The organism is Grimontia sp. NTOU-MAR1, from assembly GCF_035758505.1.
Taxonomy (GTDB): Bacteria; Pseudomonadota; Gammaproteobacteria; order Enterobacterales; family Vibrionaceae; genus Enterovibrio; species Enterovibrio marinus.
Genome location: NZ_CP142108.1, coordinates 3562041 through 3580797, shown reverse-complemented (window position 1 = coordinate 3580797; position 18757 = coordinate 3562041). Strand labels below are relative to the sequence as shown.

Annotated in this window: 15 protein-coding genes; 2 read left to right on the top strand and 13 right to left on the bottom strand. The window is 48.1% G+C overall.

Annotation, left to right across the window (positions count from 1 at the left end):
* Positions 1–10: 10 nt before the first annotated feature.
* From VP504_RS16610 to znuA, 5 genes are all read right to left on the bottom strand, one after another.
* The gene (locus tag VP504_RS16610; protein WP_325892137.1) at positions 11–235 is read right to left on the bottom strand and encodes a FeoC-like transcriptional regulator; all 225 of its coding nucleotides are present in this window, start codon (positions 233–235) and stop codon (positions 11–13) included.
* Positions 232–2508, bottom strand: a complete 2277-nt coding sequence (feoB, locus tag VP504_RS16605; RefSeq protein WP_325894068.1) for a Fe(2+) transporter permease subunit FeoB — start codon at positions 2506–2508, stop codon at positions 232–234. Before feoB ends, VP504_RS16610 begins: the two co-directional genes overlap by 4 nt.
* Complete coding sequence (locus VP504_RS16600) at positions 2501–2734, bottom strand: FeoA family protein (RefSeq protein ID WP_325894067.1); 234 nt, start codon at positions 2732–2734, stop codon at positions 2501–2503. Before VP504_RS16600 ends, feoB begins: the two co-directional genes overlap by 8 nt.
* Before the next feature lie 840 nt (positions 2735–3574).
* Entirely contained in the window at positions 3575–6307 is a 2733-nt protein-coding gene (locus tag VP504_RS16595; RefSeq protein ID WP_325892135.1) for a helix-turn-helix domain-containing protein, read from the bottom strand.
* Between the two features lie 103 nt (positions 6308–6410).
* Positions 6411–7316, bottom strand: coding sequence for a zinc ABC transporter substrate-binding protein ZnuA (gene znuA, locus VP504_RS16590; RefSeq protein ID WP_325892133.1), 906 nt, complete (start codon positions 7314–7316; stop codon positions 6411–6413).
* Between the two features lie 81 nt (positions 7317–7397).
* Here znuA and znuC point away from each other — a divergent pair, with 81 nt between their 5' ends.
* Entirely contained in the window at positions 7398–8165 is a 768-nt protein-coding gene (gene znuC / locus VP504_RS16585; protein WP_062704913.1) for a zinc ABC transporter ATP-binding protein ZnuC, read from the top strand.
* Positions 8158–8943: a zinc ABC transporter permease subunit ZnuB gene (znuB, locus tag VP504_RS16580; protein WP_325892132.1), complete on the top strand. Its 786-nt coding sequence runs from the start codon at positions 8158–8160 to the stop codon at positions 8941–8943. The genes znuC and znuB overlap by 8 nt, the downstream gene beginning before the upstream one ends.
* A gap of 56 nt (positions 8944–8999) precedes the next feature.
* On the opposite strand, the gene sucD is transcribed toward znuB, so the two are convergent.
* The 8 genes from sucD to sdhC all read right to left on the bottom strand — a co-directional run bounded on the left by sucD (position 9000) and on the right by sdhC (position 18531).
* The gene (gene sucD, locus VP504_RS16575; protein WP_325892131.1) at positions 9000–9872 is read right to left on the bottom strand and encodes a succinate--CoA ligase subunit alpha; all 873 of its coding nucleotides are present in this window, start codon (positions 9870–9872) and stop codon (positions 9000–9002) included.
* Entirely contained in the window at positions 9872–11038 is a 1167-nt protein-coding gene (gene sucC, locus VP504_RS16570; protein ID WP_062662709.1) for an ADP-forming succinate--CoA ligase subunit beta, read from the bottom strand. The genes sucD and sucC overlap by 1 nt, the downstream gene beginning before the upstream one ends.
* A 95-nt stretch (positions 11039–11133) precedes the next feature.
* A complete protein-coding gene (gene odhB / locus VP504_RS16565) occupies positions 11134–12345 on the bottom strand; it encodes a 2-oxoglutarate dehydrogenase complex dihydrolipoyllysine-residue succinyltransferase (protein ID WP_325892130.1) in 1212 nt (403 codons plus the stop codon).
* Positions 12346–12373: 28 nt separating this feature from the next.
* Positions 12374–15184 (bottom strand): 2-oxoglutarate dehydrogenase E1 component, encoded by a 2811-nt coding sequence (gene sucA, locus VP504_RS16560; protein WP_325892129.1) that lies wholly within the window; start codon positions 15182–15184, stop codon positions 12374–12376.
* A 120-nt stretch (positions 15185–15304) separates the two neighbouring features.
* A complete protein-coding gene (locus VP504_RS16555; RefSeq protein WP_062662716.1) occupies positions 15305–16015 on the bottom strand; it encodes a succinate dehydrogenase iron-sulfur subunit in 711 nt (236 codons plus the stop codon).
* Positions 16016–16030: 15 nt separating this feature from the next.
* Positions 16031–17797 (bottom strand): succinate dehydrogenase flavoprotein subunit, encoded by a 1767-nt coding sequence (sdhA, locus tag VP504_RS16550; RefSeq protein ID WP_325892128.1) that lies wholly within the window; start codon positions 17795–17797, stop codon positions 16031–16033.
* On the bottom strand, positions 17798–18145 hold the full coding sequence (gene sdhD, locus VP504_RS16545) for a succinate dehydrogenase, hydrophobic membrane anchor protein (RefSeq protein ID WP_325892127.1): 348 nt from the start codon (positions 18143–18145) through the stop codon (positions 17798–17800).
* Positions 18139–18531, bottom strand: a complete 393-nt coding sequence (gene sdhC / locus VP504_RS16540) for a succinate dehydrogenase cytochrome b556 subunit (RefSeq protein WP_325892126.1) — start codon at positions 18529–18531, stop codon at positions 18139–18141. The genes sdhD and sdhC overlap by 7 nt, the downstream gene beginning before the upstream one ends.
* Positions 18532–18757: the final 226 nt, after the last annotated feature.

Genomic DNA, 18757 nt, shown 5'->3' with positions numbered 1-18757 from the left:
TTTTTGTTTTCTACTGATAGACAGTCACGCCAAGCTCAGAATCATCAAGCCAGATGTATTGCCTGACTTCCCCCGATGTTCGCTCTGACACAGTCACCTTGAGTTTTCCCCGTTTAATCCACTCACCCAGCATGGCTTCAACGCCATCCTCAGAAAGAGCGAACGCTTTTGATAACTCATTCAATGAGCATTTGGGGTGAGACTGAATATAATCCCTCAAGGTAAACAAAATCATACTGCAACAACCCTGAGCGCATTACTGAAAGAACCCTTACGTTTAAGTAGTGCAACCGTCGCCACCATTAGCGCGATGCTACCGGCAATCCAAAGCCCACTGACCAGAGGCGTCACCATCAACATCATCGATTGATAAGTAATAGTCGCCACGACTATGCCTAGCAGCATGGTCCACCCTGCAATGAACACGGCAAATGGCCGGCCGAATTCACGCACATAAGCGCCCATGGCTGCTACACAAGGCGTGTAAAGCAAAACGAAGACCAAATAAGCAAAGGCACTGGCAACGGTAAAGTTTGCGCTAAGATTAGCAAAAATGCTCAGGTCAACGTCTTGCTCTTCGGCCACCGCTTCATTGTCTGCTAAATCGCCAAGCTTAATACCCAGCGGATCTGCATAGTTGAGCCCCATCAGGTTTTCAGGAATCGTCTGCAGTGCTTCGGTAAAGCTACCCAACAAGTCATATTCTGAAGCTTCGTCACCGCTCGGAGAGGCATAGAGATTATTGAGCGTACCTACGACGGCTTCTTTTGCAAAAATCCCCGTAATGATGCCGACAGTAGCCTGCCAATTGTCTTCCTGAATACCAATTGGCGCAAATACAGGCGTAACAAATTGAGCAGCTTTTGCCAGCACTGAATTCTCTGAATCTTCGTTTCCAAACGAACCGTCACTGCCAATCGAGTTAACGAAGCTTAATATGGTTACAACCACCACTATGGTTTTACCTGCACCCAGCACGAAACGCTTCAGTTTCTGCCAGGTTTTCACATGGATGTCCTTCACTCGTGGCCATTCATAGCGGGGCATTTCCATCAGTAAAGCCTCGCTGTCTCCAGGATAAAGCGTTCTGCGCAATACAACCCCAGTGAAAATCGCAACAGCGATCCCAAGAAGGTAAAGGAGGAACACAATGTTTTGACCATTATCCGGAAAGAATGCGGCGGCAAAGAGCGCATAAACCGGTAACCTCGCCCCACAGGACATGAATGGCGCCATGGCTGCTGCCAGTCTACGTTCACGTTCTTGATCGAGTGTGCGAGTTGCCATAATGGCAGGTACATTACAGCCAAAGCCCAACACCAGTGGAACAAATGCCTTTCCTGGTAAGCCAATTTTTTGCATAGCTTTGTCCAATACAAAAGCCGCGCGGGCCATGTAACCTGACGTTTCAAGTAGTGACATGAACAAATACAAACAGGCAATGACGGGTATGAAGGTTGCAACGGTCTGGATACCGCCACCGACGCCATCAGCAATGATCGTCACCAGCCAAACTGGCAAGTGATTATCCAGCACGTAGTGACTGCCATCGACCAATAATGCCCCTGTACCAATGTCGAAGAAGTCGATGAATGCACCGCCAATATTGATGGAAAACATGAACATCAGGTACATCAAAGCGAAGAAGATTGGCAATCCGAAGAAGCGGCTCAATACAAGGTTATCAATCGCATCTGTGATTCTCGCTTTGAGGGGGATCAGCTGCGTTTTGGATTCTCTGCAAATCTCCGCTACACGCGAATAGCGAACATCTGCAACAGTAAGATCAATATCTGTTGAATCGAGTTGGCTGATAACCCCCGACAATGTTTGAATGGTTTCTTCAGAAACCTGTCGTTTTAACCCGCAGTCTCCACAGAGGAGTCGAATCGCACTGGCACGGGTATAAACCTGCCCTTCTTTTTCCAACTCCTTCGAAAGGGTTTCAATGCCTCTCTCTAACTCCTGACCATAATCCAACATTAACGATGTATCAGATTGAATCTCGGCCAACGCATTTGATAATGATGCGTTCAGCGAAGCGACAGATTCCATATCCGTTGCTGTTACCGAATAAACCGGGCACTGGAGGAGATTTGACAACTTCAATGTGTCAATCTCAAAGCCCAGTGCTTTAACAACATCCATTTTATTGAGGATAACTGCCATAGGTCTGCCGAGTTCACGGAGCTGAAGCGTAAGGTACAAACTGCGCTCTAGGCTACTGGCGTCAAGAACATTGATAATCAAATCACAAGGGAGATTGAACAAAGCAGATATCGCGATTGACTCATCAAGGCTGTTTTCACCGTCGGCATTATCCAGAGTGTAGATACCCGGCAGATCAGTGAGAGTAGCGTCCTGGTCTTCCAAGGTTAGTTTACCTTTCTTTTTATCGACGGTGACGCCCGTCCAATTGCCGATCTCCTGACGAGAGCCTGTTAGTCGGTTAAATAAGGTCGTCTTACCTGAGTTAGGATTACCGACAGTAAGTAATTGCTTACCCATCATGAGAAGTCACCTCGATGTTTTGCGCTAAAGATACACGGAGCGCGATGTCACATCCTCTCACCCTGATTTGAATTGGATCTCCCATTGGAGCGTAGCGAACAACACTGATGTCGGTATCAGGCAGTAAACCCATTGCCATCAGTTTTTTTCTTGGAATTGTGGGGACCGTGGAAAGAGATAAAACCCTCCCTGCCATGCCGGGTTTGAGTTCGGTGAGCTTCATAAATACAACCAAAATGAGAATCATACACATTTGCAGTCAAAAGTATTGCAAATTGTTTCATAAAGAAAGTTGTTTTTGATCAACAAAGTTAGGGGAATTGCGCAAAGTTTGGATGGCTTTCCTTTCGGCATCGCCGTCAAAAACGTTAATTTCTTCGTTAACTTCGTAAATTTCCGGCTAAAACTGCATGATTGACGCACATTACTGGCAGGGGTCAAAGAGAAAAACTTCACGTGAATTTTTCGTCAAAAACGTTAAAAGCTCAAAAAGACGCGTTTTTCACCCCACTAAAATTTAGAGTCGGTGCAAAAAAATGGGGGCTTTTTAATCGAAATGAAATAATGGCGGAAAATTACTATCGGCTGAAACGCTGAAACCGCTTTAATAAACCCAAGTTATTTAAAACCTAATTCCAGATGGTGTGTGGCCTCCCACACACCTCCGGCAGCAAGCGAAGGTGTCTTTGACGCCCGTGGTATGGTCAGCAGGCTATACCACGCTCTTTTTTTCCTTCCTTCTACTTTTCAAGCGCTACAATCAACCTAAGTCTCAAGCATATCTATATTTCCCCGCTTATCGGAAAGTATCTGGCTCAAATCACAAGTAAAAACTTTATTCAGGGCGCTTTGTCCCCAAACGAGCTGAACATACTCGCATTCAGAGGCCATCAATGCGTTTAATTCAAGGCAAGTTTTGCGGGAAATCGTCGTTCTGTTTCCGTGGAATTTAACGAAGAAGTAGGCGCATTGATGAACTCCCTTCGGGCGCGTTGAGTAACGCGGCGATCACAACGCTAGTCAAACTCACTAAATACTGCATATTCAGGTTGCTTGGGTATAGTTATGCGTGCTGTTCACTGCCACACGTATCCCTGAACTGTGAGGGTGTGACGCCATATTTCAACTTGAACGACTTAGTAAAGTAGGAAGGCTCATTAAATCCGCAAGCTACCGCCACATCAGTGATCTTGTCTCCCTGGCACAACATTCGCTTTGCATTCTCCAAACGTGTTGTAATCAATACTTCCTTGAAGGTACTGCCAAGCTCCAGCTTGAATCTTCGTTGTAAGCTCCGCTCAGAGGTAAACAGCGCTTTTGCCAATAATGCCGTCGAATATTCAGGATCGTGGAAATGGTTTCCGATTTCGGACAAGATACGCTCGTGCCAGTCTTCGGCTTCTTTGTCAACGCTATTGGACACTGAGTCTGTGGTCATACTATGAGGTATTTCGACTGATCCAGATTCAAAAACTGATAATGAGTCGCGAGAGCCGTTGCAGAAACGCTTAGTGGATGCCTCTCGCTTATCAATCTCAATGACTTTGCGATGAACGGTTTCCCTTAACTGCTTGTTCTGCGCCCTAATAGCTGTGTTCTTCTTCCTGTAGTACAAAGCGGTGCAGATGATGACAACACATAACACAAACAGGAAGTACCCGATTCGCTCATGCCATGGAGGCTCAATCACAAAACTGATTACACTCACCTCTTGGCTCGGGCCACTTCCTTTTCTCAACTTGAGAACAAGCGTGTATTTGCCAGTATTCAGAGCGCTGAATACTAGTTTCTGATCATTGGTTGTATACCAGCTATCATCACCATTGCCTTCCAGGCGATATTCGACCTTATCGGTAGTGGCAAAAGGCATTTGTCCCACTTCAATCGCTACCGTTCCTCTGGTGGATATACTCAAAGGCTCATCTGAAGAAGGTCCCAGCCTCCAAGGAATTCCATTCACGTATATTGCACTAGGAGAAACAGGGGCAGGTGGAGCATTGAAAAGGAAGGCTAAAGTTGGCTCGGGTATTGAGAACACACCGAAGTCACCAGCAATCAGCATTTTCTCTTCGTTCTTTTGGCAATAGTGGCGGAGCGAAGGGACTGAATTCGGCGCACCCTGAACAAATTGCAACGCCTGGTTTGAAAACTGATGTCGATATATTCCTTTACTGGTGACGTACAAAGAAGACGCACCGTTTACGACCAAACACTTAGCAATATCATCAGGTGTATTTACGAAGCGCTCTTGCGGCAGCGCTTGCTTTACTGCGTCATAGGTATAAACCCCACGTTGGGTCAGCATCCACACTTCGCCGTCAGGCCCCACTTTGAGAGACTTTATGGCGCCGACTTGCTCTCGGGTCAGCTTGGGAATAAACCTGCCATCGAAATAGAAATAGAGGCCATTGATCGTTCCTAGCCAAGTGCCACTCTCTTCAAGATCTATAACAGAAGTTAACCTGTTATTAAAAGAGCCCGACCAGTCACTACCAAAATCCACCACCGTCTGACCTTTGGGCCAAAAACGCATAATATTAGCCCCCTCAGCGAGCCATAGAGAATGACTGTCACTGATAATACGGTTCACAGGAGTATCCTCGATCGCCTTTGGCACTTTTCCTTCCAGCAACGAAAATGTCTCGGGGTCATAAGCTTTGAGGCCTGAAGCCGAGGCGACCCACAAAATACCATCAAACATGATCATGCTATCGATTGCGGAATCAAACTGTGTCGATTTTATAGGGTTAAGTTTGTCATCTAGGGCGACTAGTTTATAACGCGTACTTAGCAGGTAATCATTACCATGAGGCACAAGTGCAGAAAGCTGCTCTTCACCAGGCTCAGGTGACAGAATATACATTGGAAATCGGTCAATATGGGTAGCAACCGTGCTGCGGTAATTCAGCCCCACGTCAGTTGCGACCCAAAGCTCTTCCATCACGCCTAGTTGAAGGTCACGAATAGCGTGCCCGGAAAAGCTAAATGCATCATCACTTTGCCCCGAAAGAAGTACGAACTCTTCGTCTTCAGCTTTCTTAAGAAAAAGCCCTGAAGGAGTACCTGCCCATACCCCCTCAGCCGTCACAGCTAAATGGTCAATCCGAATATTGCTAAGATAACGCCTCTGCCCATTTCCTTCTTCAAAGACAAAGATCCCTTGTTCGGTTCCAGCCCAATACTGGTCATTGATTTCCTCAATCGCACTTAGCTCAGTGCTTAATTCAAAAATCAAAGACCCCGAAGGCAACGCAAAGACCTTATCACCGTCCTGGGCAACAGCACGCTCCCCCAACTCGAAGATCCCCGAAAAAGGGACGTCTGAATACGTCTGGGTCTGGAGTGCCTTTTTATCTATCAAATAGGTGTGGGTGACGGTATTAACCCACAAGTGGTCAGGTGTTCCAATAATTTCCGTCACCTTCCCCTTCAAATTGAACGGGGCCAATCGGTTGTTGCTTATGTCATATTGAAGTAGCTGCCCCTTGGAGACCAGCCACAAGTCTCTATTAAACAATTCAATATGCGAAACATCCTGCCCTATGGGTGTAAATGCATCTAGCTTGTGATAGTGGACGCCATCGTAATAGCTAACACGCCCATTGGTATCTAGAAGCCAAACACCTCTTCGATCCGCATATTCAATCTCTTTAATTTTTGAGGTGTCGCTAGCAGAGGGAAATGGAAAGGTATAAAAAATGGGCGACGCCTGAACCGCTACCGACTGCCCGATAAAGGTCAAGATCACCAAGGGGAAAAGTCTATATTTAGCAAGCAAATAGTAAAGCAGTGACATTATTGTTTTGTATGTTCCTTACTGTCACTGCATTTTCGCAGCTTTTCGAAATTGGTCTTCGGCGAAGTTGGAGGTTATGCGAACAACCTCACATTACCTCGACTCAAATTTCTCCGAAACAAGCCAAATACTGACTTCCCAATTGATTTAGGAAATCAACATATTTATCCTTATCCACCCTCAGGTCCGTTCCCATTGGGTCAAGCACCAGTACTTTAGCATTAGTCCCTTTTACCAGTGTTGATACCATCGCTGGGTTAAACTGCGGTTCACTGAATACACACTTTGCATGACCTTTTTTAATAGCGCCTCGAATTGCCACCAACGTTTTTGCACCTGGTTTACGTTCAGGGTTGATGGTGAGATGTCCCAATGAGTTCAGCTTAAACGCATCTTCAAAATACCCATAGGCATCATGGAAAAGAAAATATCCCTTATTATCGATGACTGAAAAGCGGTTTTGCAGAGAAGATTTCAAATTTTCCAGTTCCGTTTTAAACCTGGCGTAGTTAACCTCGTAGTCCTTGGTATTTGAAGGATCAAGTTTGACCAATTTGTCTTTCACCGCTTGGGCAATCACCACACTCTGATCCGGTCCTAACCATATATGACCATCAATTCCATCATGTGAGTGACCATGATGGTCATGATCATCATGGCCATGTGCACCTTCTTCAAAATAACGCACTGGCATACCTGGGTAAGTCGTCAGACGCACTGCGTTATCCGCGTCACCCAGAAGCTTCTCCAAAAACAATTCCACTTCTGGGCCTACCCAGAATACCGCGTCAGCCTTAGAGATTTTTTTTAGGTCCGACGGTTTAAGCGCATAATCATGCGGAGAAGCGCTATCCGGCAGTAAGACTTCCACGTTGGCATGATTACCTGCTATATCTTTGGCTATCAGCCCAAGTGGTTTGATAGTCGTCACCAGATTAGGTTGGGCACTCGCAACAGCCGGAAGGATTAACAAAAGGGCTATGAAAAACTTCTTTGTACTACTGATCATCGTGTCATCCATCATGCGAATTTAAATAAGGCGAGAAATGTTATAATATAACATTTCATTTTTAAACAACTTGTTCAAAATATGTCCTCAGCTCTCGTTAAACTCGACCACGTTTCTGTCATCTTTGATGGCAAAAGTGTATTGGACCGCGTCTCTCTGTCCCTCTACAGAAATAAGATCACGACATTGATCGGCCCAAATGGTGCCGGAAAATCCACGCTTGTTAAGACGGTTATTGGCTTAACAAAACCCTGCATTGGGAAAGTGGAAAAGAGTAAAGGATTGAAAGTTGGCTATGTACCGCAGAAACTCAAACTAAATGAAAGTCTCCCCCTTAATGTGGAACGCTTTTTAAAGCTTTCGCCGGGAGCTAATCGGAAGAGCATTGTTGAAGCGTTGGCACTTGTTGGTGCGACTAAATTGCTCCATGCCAATATGCACACCTTGTCCGGCGGGGAATGTCAACGGGTATTGTTGGCAAGCGCCGTATTAAAAAAACCCGACTTGTTGGTTTTAGATGAACCCGTTCAAGGCGTGGATGTATCAGGCCAACTTGAACTTTACAGTCTAATAAGCGAATTGAAAGACAAATTACAGTGCTCAGTGCTCATGGTTTCTCATGACCTCCATATTGTAATGGCAAAAACTGACGAAGTTATCTGCCTTCAACACCACGTTTGCTGCTCAGGTGAGCCTGAAGCCATCTCTTCACACCCTAAGTACATTGCTTTGTTCGGTCGTCGTGAATGCGAACAACTGGCACTCTACCAACATCACCATAACCATGAACACGACCTGTCAGGAAGCCCTATTGGTCCCTGCCAACACGGAGATAACCATAATGCTTGAGTTTCTTGCGATCCCACTTTTTGCAGGCATCCTTATTGCTGCAACTGTCGGTCCTCTAGGCTCGTTCGTTGTTTGGCGCAAGATGGCATATTTCGGCGATACGCTGGCACATGGCTCCCTCTTGGGATTAGCTCTTGGATTTATGCTTCAGGTAAACCTGAATATTGCACTGATTTTTAGTTGTGTTGTCATTGGCACTTTGTTGGTTGGACTGCAGCGTAAAAGCAGCGTTTCTACAGATACCCTGCTTGGTATTATTGCTCACACTTCCCTGTCGCTTGGCTTGGTCACGATAAGCTTTGTCGACGATCTGCGCGTCGATTTAATGGCTTATCTGTTTGGTGATCTCTTATCTGTCACAATGGGGGACATTAGTTGGATTGCAGCAGGATGCGTCGTTGTATCTGCTCTTCTATACAAACTCTGGACGCCGTTTCTTGCGATTACCGTTAACGAAGAGATGGCTAGGGTCGACGGTTACAACGTCGATAGACTCAAACTTGTTCTGATGCTGTTGGTTGGGTTGGTCATAGCGGTCGCCATGAAGTTTGTCGGTGCGCTTATTATTACTTCGCTAATGATTATTCCCGCCGCAACAGCGCGACGGTTTTCCAAGAGTCCTGAGCAGATGGCGTTACTTGCCAGCGCGATTGGTGTTATTGCAGTGTTTGGCGGCATTGCATTGTCGTGGTTTGAAGATACGCCAGCTGGCCCTTCTGTGGTTGTCGCTGCAGGTTTTCTTTTCTTTCTCAGCCAGTTTTACAAGCAAGCTGAGTAGCATTTCCTAGATACAAAAAAACCGCTCCGAGGAGCGGTTTTTTAACGTCTGGTGTTTTACCAGCCAGTACGTGAACGCAGTGCTTTACCGATATCGGCTAGGCTTTTTACTGTAGTTACACCAGCGGTTTCCAGTGCTGCGAATTTGTCTTCCGCAGTACCTTTACCGCCAGAGATGATCGCACCTGCGTGACCCATACGTTTGCCCGGAGGAGCAGTCACACCAGCAATGTAAGAAACAACTGGCTTAGTCACATTCTCTTTGATGAATGCAGCGGCTTCTTCTTCTGCGGTACCACCGATTTCACCGATCATCACAATCGCTTCAGTCTGTGGATCTTCTTCAAACATTTTCAGAACGTCGATGAAGTTAGAGCCTGGGATTGGGTCACCACCGATACCTACACAAGTAGATTGGCCGAAACCTTCGTCAGTCGTCTGCTTAACCGCTTCATAAGTCAGGGTACCTGAACGAGACACGATACCCACTTTACCTGGCTTGTGAATGTGGCCAGGCATAATACCAATCTTACATTCGCCCGGAGTAATAACGCCTGGGCAGTTTGGGCCAATCATGCGAACGCCAGCTTCATCAAGCTTCACCTTCACTTCCAGCATATCCAGCGTAGGGATACCTTCGGTGATGGTCACAATCAGTTCGATACCTGCATCAATCGCTTCCAGGATCGCATCTTTACAGAACGGTGCTGGTACATAGATTACAGTCGCTGTCGCGCCAGTTGCTTCCACGGCTTCTGCCACAGTGTTGAACACTGGAAGACCCAGATGAGTCGTGCCGCCTTTGCCTGGTGATACACCACCAACCATCTGCGTTCCGTACTCTATCGCTTGTTCTGAGTGGAAAGTACCCTGACCACCGGTGAAACCCTGACAGATTACTTTGGTATCTTTGTTAATCAAAACAGACATTATTTGCCCTCCGCTGCAGCAACAACTTTCTCTGCTGCTTCAGTCAGTGAGGTCGCAGCAATAATGTTCAGGCCAGACTCAGCCAGTTTCTTCGCGCCAAGCTCAGCGTTGTTACCTTCAAGGCGCACAACAACCGGTACTTTAACGCCAACTTCTTCTACCGCACCGATGATGCCGTCAGCTATCAGGTCACAGCGCACGATACCGCCGAAGATGTTCACCAGAACAGCTTTTACGTTGTCGTCAGAGAGGATGATTTTGAATGCTTCAGTAACGCGTTCTTTCGTTGCGCCGCCACCAACATCCAGGAAGTTTGCAGGGCTGCCGCCGTGCAGGTTTACGATGTCCATGGTACCCATTGCCAGGCCCGCACCGTTGACCATACAACCAATGCTACCGTCCAAAGCAACATAGTTCAGTTCCCACTGTGCAGCGTGTGCTTCACGTGGATCGTCCTGAGATGGATCGTGCATTTCACGGATTTTTGGCTGACGGTAAACGGCGTTGCTATCTACAGCCAGTTTTGCATCCAGACAGTGCAGGTTACCTTGATCAGTAATAACCAGTGGATTCACTTCCACCAGTGCAACATCGCGCTCGATGAACAGCTTTGCAATACCCATGAAAATTTTGGTGAATTGCTTGATTTGCTCGCCTTGAAGACCCAGTTTGAAAGCCAGTTGGCGGCCTTGGTATGGCTGAGGCCCTACCAATGGATCGATCGCCGCTTTGTGGATCAGCTCTGGCGTCTCCTCAGCGACTTTTTCGATTTCCACACCACCTTCAGTAGATGCCATGAAAACAACGCGACGTGAACCACGGTCTACTACTGCGCCCAGGTAGAGTTCTTGAGCAATGTCAGTACACTCTTCAACCAGGATTTTGCTAACAGGCTGGCCATTTGCATCTGTCTGGTAAGTCACCAGATTTTTGCCCAACCAGTTCTGTGCGAATTCTTTGATTTCTTCTTTGTTGCTAACCAGTTTCACACCGCCCGCTTTACCGCGACCACCAGCGTGTACCTGACATTTAACAACCCACTTGTTTCCGCCTAGTTTGTCAGCGGCTTCAGCAGCTTCTTGAGGAGTGTCACAGGCATACCCTTCGGATACTGGCAGCCCGTATTCAGCAAACAGCTGTTTTGACTGATATTCGTGCAGATTCATGATGTTCTATCCGTGTCTATTTCCGTTTTATAGGTTTAATTTGCTTTCCACACAGGGGGCTCCAGCCCCCTGCTCTCCGGTATAAACCGGGCTGCTTATACGTCAAGCAGCAGACGCGTTGGGTCTTCTAAAAGCTCTTTTACAGTCACCAAGAAACCAACAGACTCGCGTCCATCAATCAAACGGTGATCATAAGAGAGAGCAAGGTACATCATTGGCAGAATCTCAACCTTTCCATCAACTGCCATTGGACGCTCTTGGATCTTGTGCATACCAAGAATAGCAGCTTGTGGTGGGTTGATAATCGGCGTCGACATCAGAGAACCAAATACACCACCGTTTGTGATGGTGAAATTACCGCCGGTCAGTTCATCAACCGTCAGCTTACCGTCACGACCTTTAATGGCCAGCTCTTTGATCCCTTTTTCGATCTCAGCCAGACCCAGGCGGTCACAGTCACGCAATACTGGCGTTACCAGACCACGAGGAGTCGAAACGGCCATGCTGACGTCAAAGAAGTTGTGATAAACAATGTCATCACCATCAATTGACGCATTCACTTCTGGGTAACGTTTCAAAGCTTCAACAACAGCTTTCACGTAGAAAGACATAAAGCCCAAACGAATACCGTGGCGCTCTTCGAACACGTCTTTGTATTGCTTACGAATGTCCATGATTGGTTTCATGTTCACTTCGTTAAACGTCGTCAGCATCGCTGTGCTGTTTTTCGCTTCGAGCAAACGTTCCGCAACACGCTTACGAAGACGCGTCATAGGAACACGTTTTTCGCTACGATGACCAAGTGCAGGCGCTTCTTCTTTAGCCGCTGCTGGTGCAGCTGCTTTCGCACCACCACTTTTCAGGAACGCATCTACATCTTCGCGAGTGATTCGGCCACCAACACCTGTGCCTTTAATTTGTTCAGGCGTCAGATCATTTTCAGCAAGAAGACGACGAACTGCTGGGCTCAGCGCATCGTTTGACTCTTCTGATAGCGACGCAGTGTGACGCTTGTCAGGAGATGCTTCCGAAGACGTTGGAGCATCTTGAGTTGGCTCACCAGCAACAGCGCCAGGCTTAAGCTTAGCGATCAGTTGCTTCGACAGAACCGTTGCACCTTCTTCTTCAACAATGGCTTCTAGCACGCCATCGTCTGGTGCTGGAACTTCCAGAACCACTTTATCTGTTTCGATATCAACCAGTACTTCGTCACGGCTTACCGCATCGCCTGGTTTCTTGTGCCATGTCGCCACTGTTGCATCAGCAACAGATTCAGGTAGGTCGGGAACCAGAATTTCGATTGTCATTTCGTTTAATTCCTTAGCTTTCTAGTTCTTAATTCAGGGTAAGAGCGTCTTCAATCAACGCTTTTTGTTGTTTTAAGTGCACCGACATATAGCCTACCGCCGGAGATGCAGAAGCCTCACGGCCTGCATAGCTCAGGGTGGCGTCAGCCGGAATTGCCAAGCGGAAATTGTGCTGGCTGCTGTACCAAGCGCCTTGGTTCTGCGGCTCTTCCTGGCACCAGACAAAGTCTTTGGCATTAACATATTCGCTGATCGCAGCCTGTACGTCCTCTTTCGGGAACGGGTAGATCTGCTCAATACGAATGATGGCGACATCTTTAATTTCTTCTTTGCGACGCGCTTCCAGCAAGTCAAAGTAGACCTTACCTGAACACATCACGACGCGTTTGACCGCTTTTGGATCCAGCTCGTCAATCTCGCCGATTGCTGGTTGGAAGTTGCCGTCTGCCAGTTCATCCAGTGTTGAAGTACACAGTGGATGACGGAGCAGTGATTTTGGCGACATTACAATCAGAGGGCGACGCATTGGGCGGAACACCTGGCGACGCAGCATGTGGTAAACCTGTGCAGGCGTCGAAGGAACGATAACCTGCATGTTTTGCTCAGCACAAAGTTGCAAATAACGCTCAAGGCGAGCTGATGAGTGCTCAGGGCCCTGACCTTCGTAGCCATGTGGCAGTAGCATGGTCAAACCACACATACGGCCCCACTTTTGCTCACCGGAGCTGATGAACTGGTCTATGACGACTTGTGCACCATTTGCAAAGTCACCAAATTGAGCTTCCCAGACAGTCAAGCCACCTGGCTCTGCCGTCGCATAGCCGTATTCAAATGCCAGTACTGCTTCTTCTGACAAAACAGAGTCAAAAACCTGGAATGGGCCTTGTTTATCATGGATGTTTGTCAGTGGAATGTAGGTGCTAGCATCGGTTTGATTGTGCAATACGGCATGACGGTGAAAGAAGGTACCGCGGCCGGAATCCTGGCCGGTGATGCGAATGCGGCGACTTTCATCGACGATTGTCGCGTAAGCCAGTGTTTCGGCCATACCCCAATCCAGGGCTTTTTCACCGTTGGTCATGGCTAAACGATCGTTGTAAAGCTTGTTTACACGACTGTGGAGCTTATGACTCTCAGGATATGTACAAAGGCGTTTAGCCAATTCGACCAAACGCTGTTTATCAAAGGTATTTGGCCATTCAACTGTCCAGTCGTGGCCCAAATAAGGAGACCAGTCAACAGAGTGAAGCGCCATTGGACGGTACTCTTTCACCACGATTTCACCGTGATCCAGAGCATCACGATATCCGTTAACAAGCTCAGTGGCTTTCTCAACGTCAGCAACCCCCTTGTCTGCCAGCACGTCTGCATAGAGCTTGCGTGGTGTGGGGTGCTTTTTGATTTTCTGGTACATCAGCGGCTGAGTTGCATTTGGCTCGTCCGCTTCATTGTGGCCGTGGCGACGGTAACACACCAGATCAATCACGACATCACGCTTGAATTCGTTTCGGTAATCAATAGCCAGACGTGCAACAAATGCCACCGCTTCCGGGTCATCTGCATTCACGTGGAAAATCGGCGCCTGAACCATCTTCGCGATATCAGTACAGTATTGTGTGGAACGGGTATCTTTCGGGTTTGAAGTGGTGAAGCCCACTTGGTTATTAACCACGATACGAATGGTACCGCCAACTCGATAGCCGCGAGCCTGAGACATGTTGAACGTCTCTTGCACCACACCCTGACCTGCAATCGCAGAGTCGCCATGGATAGTGATCGGCAGTACCATTGAACCATTTTTGTCGCCAAGGCGATCTTGACGGGCACGTACAGACCCCATAACCACAGGGTTTACGATTTCGAGGTGCGACGGGTTAAATGCAAGAACCAGATGAACATCGCCGCCCAGTGTTGCGAAATCGCTCGAGAAACCTTGGTGATACTTCACATCACCCGTACCCCATGATTCACCATGTTTACCTGCAAACTCATCAAACAGTTCCGAAGGCTTCTTGCCCAGGACGTTAACCAGCATGTTCAAACGACCACGGTGCGCCATGCCAACAACCACTTCACGCACACCTTGTGTGCCTGAGTGGCGAATGACTTCTTTCACCATCGGGATAAGCGCATCACCGCCTTCCAACGAGAAACGCTTTGCGCCTGGGAATTTAGCACCGAGATAACGCTCGAGGCCTTCCGCCGCAGTCAGTTCTTCCAACAAGGTCAATTTCTCGTCGTTGGAAAATTCTGGCTGGCCAACGACAGATTCAAGGCGTTGCTGAATCCAGCGCTTCTCTTCTGTGTTGGTAATATGCATGTACTCCGCACCGATAGAACCACAATAGGTCTTGGTCAGTGCTTCGTAGAGGTCGGCAAGTTTCATGCTCTCTTGCCCAATGGCAAAAGAACCTACGTTAAATGACTCTTGGAAATCGTCTTCATTCAGACTATGAAAAGATGGGTCTAAGTCAGGCACGCGTTCGCGCTGCCAAAGACCAAGAGGGTCCAGATTTGCTTGTTGGTGTCCACGGAAACGGTAGGCGTTGATAAGTTGAAGAACTTTAACCTGTTTCGCGTCGACGTCCGGATCACTGACTGATGCACTGAAATGCGCTGTCTCGGTAGCAAGTCTGCGGAAATATTCACGAACTCTTGAGTGGGGTTGCTCGGTTGCGTTGCCATTCACGACAGGCAGTTCATCAAAAACTGCTCGCCATTCGCTATCTACAGACTCGGGGTCACTGAGGTACAGTTCGTAGAGATCTTCTACGTAAGTTGCATTGGCGCCAGCCAAATGAGAAGACTCAAACCAAGCCTTCATCACGCCATTTTGCATTGTTATCCCTTAACCACTTAGTTTTTATGTTGCTACGACCGGGGGTTAACCGGCGTTCCTTTTAAGCTCCCCCGAAAGGGAGCCTAAATCTTAATATATGTAGGTGTACAGAGGCCGATACTACACTGCGCGTTTGAGCAGCATTGAACGAATATGGCCGATTGCTTTCGTAGGATTTAGCCCTTTGGGACAAACATTTACACAGTTCATGATGCTATGGCAACGGAAAACGCTAAAAGCGTCGTCCAGATCTGATAAACGTTCATCTGTCGCAGTGTCGCGGCTGTCAATCAGCCAACGATATGCAGCCAGAAGCCCTGCAGGGCCTACGAACTTATCTGGGTTCCACCAGAACGATGGGCACGAGGTGGTACAACATGCACACATGATGCACTCATACAGGCCATCAAGGTGAGCACGGTCGTCAGGCGATTGAAGATTCTCACGCGATGGCGGTGTGCTGTCATTAATCAGGTAAGGCTTAACACGCTCATAGTTCTGGTAGAACTGAGTCATATCGACAATCAGGTCACGAACTACTGGCAGGCCAGGCAGTGGACGAATCACAATGCTTGATTTGTCAGTCAAGGCTGACAGCGGTGTGATACATGCCAGACCGTTCTTACCGTTCATGTTAATACCGTCAGAACCACACACACCTTCGCGGCATGAACGACGGAATGCCAACGTTGGATCTTGCTCTTTCAACAGGATCAGCGCATCCAGCACCATCATGTCAGAACCGTCTGGCACTTCCAGCGTGTACCCTTTCATGTGCGGCGCGTCATCAACGTCCGGGTTGTAACGGTATACAGAAAAATTCAGTTTCATACTCTTCTACCTCCCTTAGTAAGTACGCGCTTTCGGTGGGAAAGCTTCACGATGTACTGGCGTCATGTTCACATCACGCTTAGACATCGCTTCTGTTTCCGGGTTGTAGATGGTGTGGCACAGCCAGTTTTCATCGTCACGCTCTTGGAAGTCAAAGCGTGCATGTGCGCCACGGCTCTCCGTACGGTAGTTTGCAGCAACCGCGGTCGAAAAGGCAGTTTCCATCAGGTTGTCCAACTCCAGACATTCGATACGCTGAGTGTTGAACTCTGATGATGTGTCATCCAAGCGCGCTTCTTTGAGGCGCTCGCGGATAACTTTAAGCTCTTCCAAGCCTTTCGCCATCGCATCGCCTTCACGGAACACCGAGAAGTTATTCTGCATGCAAGATTGCAGGTCTTTGCGGATTTGAACCGGGTCTTCGCCTTTCTGAGTAGTGTTCCAGCGATTTACTCGCGCCAAGGAGGCTTCGATGTCAGACTCAGACGCATCGCGTGCTTCCACTTGCGCAGCCAAGGTTTCACCCAAGTGCAGTCCCGTTGCGCGACCAAATACAACAAGGTCAAGCAGCGAGTTACCACCCAGACGGTTTGCACCATGGACAGATACACTCGCTATCTCACCACAAGCAAACAGGCCTTGAACTTCAACATCGTTGCCGCTCGCGTCTTGCTTAATGGCCTGACCGGATACTTGTGTCGGTACGCCGCCCATCATGTAGTGACAGGTTGGGATTACTGGGATTGGCTCTTTAATCGGGTCGACGTGCGCGAATGTACGAGACAACTCGAGGATACCAGGCAGACGCGCTTCCAGAACATCTTTACCTAAGTGATCCAGTTTCAGCTTGATGTGTGGACCCCATGGGCCATCGCAACCGCGGCCTTCACGAATCTCTACCATCATTGAACGTGCAACAACGTCTCGACCCGCAAGGTCTTTCGCGTTTGGTGCATAACGCTCCATGAAGCGCTCGCCATCTTTATTGAGGAGGTAACCACCTTCGCCGCGACAACCTTCAGTCACTAGTACACCTGCACCTGCGATACCGGTTGGGTGGAACTGCCACATTTCCATGTCTTGCATTGGTACGCCCGCACGCAGTGCCATACCTACGCCATCACCTGTATTGATGTGTGCATTCGTCGTTGACTGGTAAATACGGCCCGCACCGCCTGTCGCCAAGACAGTTGCCTTCGCTTTGAAATAGCAAATTTCGCCGGTTTCCATGTCCATCGCAGTTGCACCAACAACTGCACCGTCTTGGTTTTTCACCAGATCCAACGCGTACCACTCAGAGAAGATGGTGGTCTTGTTTTTGATGTTTTGCTGGTACAGCGTGTGAAGCAGAGCATGGCCAGTACGGTCAGCTGCAGCTGCAGTGCGCGCAGCCTGCTCGCCGCCAAATGCTTTAGACTGTCCGCCGAATGGACGCTGATAAATGCGGCCGTTATCGAAACGGGAAAATGGAAGCCCCATTTTTTCCAGCTCGATAATGGATTGAGGACCGGTTTTACACATGTATTCGATCGCGTTTTGGTCACCGATGTAATCGGATCCTTTGACGGTGTCGTACATGTGCCATTCCCAATTATCTTCATGGGAATTACCCAGTGCTACCGTAATACCACCCTGGGCAGAAACGGTGTGGGAACGGGTTGGGAAAACTTTAGACAGCAGCGCACAAGACAGGCCCTGCTCAGAAATTTGCAGTGCAGCGCGCATGCCTGCACCACCTGCACCGATAACTATTGCGTCGAATTCTCTTACTGGAATACTCACTTACACACCCCACAATACAAAAAAGCCAGTCAACAAGTAGACAAACAGCAGCGCAACAATGCCAAACTGCATAAACATACGCAGCACGGTCGGCTTGATGTAGTCAGTCAATACCTGCCACATACCTATCCAAGCGTGGATAAGTACGCACACTAGCGCCAACATGGTGAATACTTTGTTGCTTGTTTGTCCCCAGAACTCGATCCAGCTCTGATATGTCAATTCGGGACCAAACGCAAAGAAACCCACCATGTATAGGGTGTAAAGCGTCATGATAATGGCAGTCGCACGGAGCAAAATCCAGTCATGAACCCCGTTTCTGCCAAAAGAAGATACGTGTCCTACCATACTAAAATCCCCGCTAAAACAGACAGCACTGCAGTGATGATGAAACCGATTTTCGCGCTTTGCGAACCACTTTCCATCTCTTCAAAATGGCCCATGTCCATCAACAAGTGACGGATACCGCCAACAATATGATAAGCAAGTGCAGTCAGGATGCCCCATAGGACAAACTTGGCGAAGAAACTATTTACGATGTTCGAGGCGGCTTCAAAACCATTAGGGGATGATAAGGAGAGGCTTAATAGCCATAGAAGGATGGCGACCGAGATAAAGGTGATGACACCCGACACACGGTGCGCAATAGACGCGATCGCTGTGATAGGGAAGCGAATGGTCTGGAGGTCGAGGTTTACCGGTCTTGGCTTTCTTACTTTCACGATATGGCCCACTCAGCTCCATTGAGCAAATTATTGTTATTACACCCTCTGGAATCACATCTCGCTACAGCGCCAGACCTACAACATCATTTATTACGTTTTCACGTGCCACTGCTATTAACTGCAGTTCAAGCACTGAAATCCGCATTGAAAATATCGATTTGAGCCCCGAAACGCCCCGGCATTATGTAATATCCAGAGACCTGCCGGAGAGTATATGCCCCGTAACATTTAAACA

Excerpts from the sequence above, each read along its gene's own strand:
- VP504_RS16610 (WP_325892137.1), bottom strand. The coding sequence starts at position 235 with ATGATTTTGTTTACCTTGAGGGATTATATTCAGTCTCACCCCAAATGC.
- feoB (WP_325894068.1), bottom strand. The coding sequence starts at position 2,508 with ATGGGTAAGCAATTACTTACTGTCGGTAATCCTAACTCAGGTAAGACG.
- VP504_RS16600 (WP_325894067.1), bottom strand. The coding sequence starts at position 2,734 with ATGAAGCTCACCGAACTCAAACCCGGCATGGCAGGGAGGGTTTTATCT.
- VP504_RS16595 (WP_325892135.1), bottom strand. The coding sequence starts at position 6,307 with ATGTCACTGCTTTACTATTTGCTTGCTAAATATAGACTTTTCCCCTTG.
- znuA (WP_325892133.1), bottom strand. The coding sequence starts at position 7,316 with ATGATCAGTAGTACAAAGAAGTTTTTCATAGCCCTTTTGTTAATCCTT.
- znuC (WP_062704913.1), top strand. The coding sequence starts at position 7,398 with ATGTCCTCAGCTCTCGTTAAACTCGACCACGTTTCTGTCATCTTTGAT.
- znuB (WP_325892132.1), top strand. The coding sequence starts at position 8,158 with ATGCTTGAGTTTCTTGCGATCCCACTTTTTGCAGGCATCCTTATTGCT.
- sucD (WP_325892131.1), bottom strand. The coding sequence starts at position 9,872 with ATGTCTGTTTTGATTAACAAAGATACCAAAGTAATCTGTCAGGGTTTC.
- sucC (WP_062662709.1), bottom strand. The coding sequence starts at position 11,038 with ATGAATCTGCACGAATATCAGTCAAAACAGCTGTTTGCTGAATACGGG.
- odhB (WP_325892130.1), bottom strand. The coding sequence starts at position 12,345 with ATGACAATCGAAATTCTGGTTCCCGACCTACCTGAATCTGTTGCTGAT.
- sucA (WP_325892129.1), bottom strand. The coding sequence starts at position 15,184 with ATGCAAAATGGCGTGATGAAGGCTTGGTTTGAGTCTTCTCATTTGGCT.
- VP504_RS16555 (WP_062662716.1), bottom strand. The coding sequence starts at position 16,015 with ATGAAACTGAATTTTTCTGTATACCGTTACAACCCGGACGTTGATGAC.
- sdhD (WP_325892127.1), bottom strand. The coding sequence starts at position 18,145 with ATGGTAGGACACGTATCTTCTTTTGGCAGAAACGGGGTTCATGACTGG.